This window comes from Photorhabdus sp. RM323S (genome assembly GCF_042879375.1).
Lineage (GTDB): Bacteria > Pseudomonadota > Gammaproteobacteria > Enterobacterales > Enterobacteriaceae > Photorhabdus > Photorhabdus tasmaniensis.
This window is the reverse complement of sequence record NZ_JBHFKZ010000136.1, coordinates 1-1,749: the sequence shown is the minus strand read 5'-3', so window position 1 is coordinate 1,749 and position 1,749 is coordinate 1. Positions and strand designations below refer to the sequence as shown.

Below are 1,749 nucleotides of genomic sequence, written 5' to 3'. Positions count from 1 at the left end.
GTGACTAAGGCTAAGAATGCCGTGTCAGCAACGGGGGGAAATTATCCGGGATTTTTTAGCTTTAAACATGTTGAAACAATTCCCGTAGAACGTAATGCTGTGATGCTTGTGTCGTCGGGCGGCGGATTACCCTCAGGAAACCTTGTTTCTTATTCTCATTACAATTGGTATGACAATGACGTCAGAACCGGGATAATTCGCGGCATCGGCAGGGATACACTTGGATATGCAGTAGATATCAATAGGAAACGAGTGTTAACAGTTTCTGGTAGTGGGCAAATTGAAGCAAACGGTAATCAAGTGTTGGTTTTTGGTAGAAACTGCATTGCTGACGCTAATGGATTCCTTAAGAAATCCTCCCCGATAGTAGAAATCCACTCAGACGGTTCATTCACAACGAACGACGAGTCAAAAGATGCAACAGTCGAGAGACTTTCAGAGGGTGTCTATCTCGTCAGCGGTACCCTCGGATTTAATGCAGATGCGACATGGGGCGGCACAGATGGCGGAATTGAAATACCTCTGTGCAAAAATAAGTTGCCGCTGATTTGGGTTGATTACGAAATTATGCCAGATGGTGCCATCAAATTGATGACATACCATCGTAAGCATCCAGACGCGCCAGTATTTGCTAGAAATATGAGAGAGGGCTACGCGAACGGTGATTTGATTGATATTCCTCTCGGAAGGTTCGTATCAGTCCGTGTGCAAATGCTTGGCGCTGATGATGAGAAGTTATCGACTTAACTCCTCTGCTGCCCGTTGCCGCTGATTCCAAATTGAGTCAGCTGGCATCTGGACACGAACATCTAAGCGACAATGCTCGGGAATATCACAAGGTTCTCCGTCTTTGTAAAATACTCTGCCCCCGTTGTCATCAATAGATTTAAGTCGCCAGTTTTGGAATCTTTCAGGTAAATGTGGGTGTTGACGGTGGAAGGTTTCAATAATGATAGAGCCGTCACATTGAACTCTGTCATCGACAAAAATCAGCTCTGACCCATTATTATCCTTCGGTGCTGAGATACCACCGTGTACACCCCATCCCTTATCTATGTTGTAACCGGAAATATTTGATATGCGGTAGGTGCCTGTTGCCTCTTTTGTAACTTCTGCCCCCTCAGATTCTTCGTTCGTTGTAAATGTGCCATCGGGGTAGATTTCTACTATCGGGGATGACTTCTTAAGGAATCCATTAGCGTCCGGTTTAGCGTTGAGTGTTGACCAGACCATGTACCACGGATTCCATTTGCCAGCGCCATCGCCGTTTTTCGACCTGTAATATAAAGTACCGCTTCCATACGCTGAGTGGATCATCAAATCGTACAATTTAAATGGTCCAGTCGTTGAATGTGAAAATCTAATTCCCGATCCAGTCTCAGCCGGAGCATTCATTACTCCGGCATAGCCGAAATATGTTGAGTTCGGACGAACGTTATCAAAGTTATTTGTCGTAGAATATGAATTTTCACCAACAACTCCGCCATCCGTGTTAATAGCATCATCAAGTGTTGCTAACGTGCCGGATTTCTTCTGTAAATTTGCGTAATAGATGGTATTACCTGCATTGTCACGATAATAGATGGTTAGCGGGTCCTGCCCATCGGGATTAGTTGCTATCTGTACATATTTTCCGTCCTTTTTTATCAATCTCAATCCTGCATATTCATGATCTGCGTCCACGTCTAGACTGCCACATGTAAACGCATCACGAGATTTTTTCGGAGCAGCACTTTTAGCCAATTCCAC

At 44.6% G+C, this 1,749-nt stretch carries 2 pseudogenes; one reads left to right on the top strand and one right to left on the bottom strand.

Features of this window, described 5'->3' with window-relative positions:
* Positions 1-747: pseudogene (locus tag ACGF7G_RS22200) on the top strand (hypothetical protein); the annotation flags it as partial.
* Here ACGF7G_RS22200 and ACGF7G_RS22195 read toward each other — a convergent pair.
* A pseudogene (locus ACGF7G_RS22195) lies at positions 736-1,749 on the bottom strand (hypothetical protein); the annotation flags it as partial. The pseudogenes ACGF7G_RS22200 and ACGF7G_RS22195 sit on opposite strands and share 12 nt — an antisense overlap.